Source organism: Actinoplanes sp. NPDC051633, assembly GCF_040681735.1.
GTDB lineage: Bacteria > Actinomycetota > Actinomycetes > Mycobacteriales > Micromonosporaceae > Actinoplanes.
Genome location: NZ_JBFAZH010001344.1, coordinates 1 through 1,929, shown reverse-complemented (window position 1 = coordinate 1,929; position 1,929 = coordinate 1). Strand labels below are relative to the sequence as shown.

2 protein-coding genes are annotated in these 1,929 nt (G+C 72.4%); both read right to left on the bottom strand.

Annotated features, from left to right (window positions below; translation table 11 throughout):
* On the bottom strand, nucleotides 1–673 hold a 673-nt coding region (locus AB0M20_RS40800), incomplete at its 3' end, for an SDR family oxidoreductase (RefSeq protein WP_364306592.1).
* A 32-nt stretch (nucleotides 674–705) separates the two neighbouring features.
* On the bottom strand, nucleotides 706–1,929 hold a 1,224-nt coding region (locus AB0M20_RS40795), incomplete at its 5' end, for a tetratricopeptide repeat protein (RefSeq protein ID WP_364306590.1).

The following is a 1,929-nucleotide window of genomic DNA, read 5'->3' as shown; positions in this document are numbered from 1 at the left end:
GCGCGTCGCCCTGCACCGCCGCGAACATGCCGGCGGTGTCGTCGACGACCACCTCGCGGTGGTCGCCGCGGGCCTCGAGCGTCAGCCGGCCCAGCTCGTCGAGGGTGAAGACCTCGGGGCCGGCGTAGTTGCGGGTGCCCTGCAGCGGCGCGCCCATGCTGACCTCGGCCACCGCCTGGGCGACGTCGGCCGCGGACATCGGCTGCACTTCGGTGGCCGGCAGCCGCACGGTGTGCTCGTCGGAGGTCCAGGACAGCACCGCGTCGATGAACTCGAAGAACTGCGTGACCCGGACGACCGAGTACGGCACCGGGCCGGCCTTGAGGATGTCCTCCTGCAGCACCTTGGCCCGGTAGTAGTCGAGCTCGGGCACGAGGTCGGCGCCGACGATCGAGAGCACGACCGCGTGGCGGACACCGGCGCCGGCGGCGGCCGCGACCAGGTTGTCCATCGTGGTCCGGAACCAGTCGATCGAGGCGTCGTCGAAGGTCGGCGAGTTCGTCAGGTTGATGACGACGTCGGTGCCGGTCAGCGCCTCGCGCAGCCCGGCACCGCTGATCAGGTCGAGCCCGGTCGACGGCGAGTGCGGTACGGCCTCGTGTCCCGCGGCGCCCAGGATCTTCACGACCTGCGATCCGATGCGCCCGGTCCCACCGAGTACGGCGATCTTCATGGTGTCTCCAGCCTTTCGCTACGACGTCTTCGTCAGCTAGGACCGGACAGGCTCCGGATCTGTGACTCGAGGGCGGCGGCCTCCTCCTCCCGGCCCATCGCCGCGTAGACGCCGGCCTGCGCCCGGTACGCCTCCAGCAACTGCCGGCCGAAGGCATCCGGTGACTCGCCGGCCAGTTCCCGCAAGAGCAGAACCGCCTCGGCGCCACACTCCCCGGCACGGACCAGATCGCGCCTCACCCGCACGGCGACCTGCGCGAAAGTGCACAGGGCGGTCGCCCGGCCCACCACATTCGCCGCGGGGTCGTCCAGCGACAACGCGCGGTGGAGATCGACGGCCTCCCGCGCCGCCTTCATCGCCTCCTTCGGCCGTCCCACGGCCGCCAGACAGGGAGCGAGATTGTTCAGGGCCAGGGCGAGATCCGGCCGGGAGGCGAACGGATCGGCGTCGGACATCCGCCTCGCGATCTGGACGGCCTCCACGGCGGCGGTCAGCGCTTCCGGATGCCGCTTCAAGCTCGAGAGCCGCAGACTCATGGTCTGCACCGAGGCGAACAGCGCGCGGGTGTGCACCGCCGGGTTGACCTCGGCCAGCCGGCGGAGGATGGCGATCGCCTCCTCGGCCGCAATCCGCGCTTCCTCGTGCCGGCCCGACTGGGCGAGGCTGATTGCCAGGTTGTTCAGCACCGCGGCGAGATCGGGGAGGTACCGATCGGGTTCGGCCCCCGCCATGCGCCGGTAGAGGCCGGAAGCCTCCTCGACCGCCGCCAGGGACTCGTCGTGCCGCCCGGCCGATGACAAGGCGCCGGCGAGGTTGCTCAACGACGTCGCGAGCATGGCGGGCGGGGTCGCCGGGTCGGCTTCCGCGATCCGCCGGTTGAGGTGGGCCGCCTCCTCGAGGTGGGGCAGCGCTTCCGCGCCGCGCCGCGACTCCACCAGGAGCGAACCGAGATTGTTCAGCGCCCGGGCGAGGTTGGACCCGAAGGCGTCCGGATCTGCCTGCACCAGATGGCGGTGGACGTTGACGGCCTCCACCGCGACGACCGCCGCCTCGTTCCGGCGCCCGACGGCCGACTGGTGCAGGGACAGGCTGATCAGCTCGGCCGCGAAGCCCGCCCCGTGGTCCGCCGGCGAAGCCTCCGCCAGCCGCCGGTGCAGTTCGGTCGCCTGCATGCTCGTCGCCAGGGCCTCGTCCCGGCGGCCGGCGCGGGCGAGCCGGAGGGCCTGCTGACCGAGCAGGCGGGCGCGCTCGCCGGG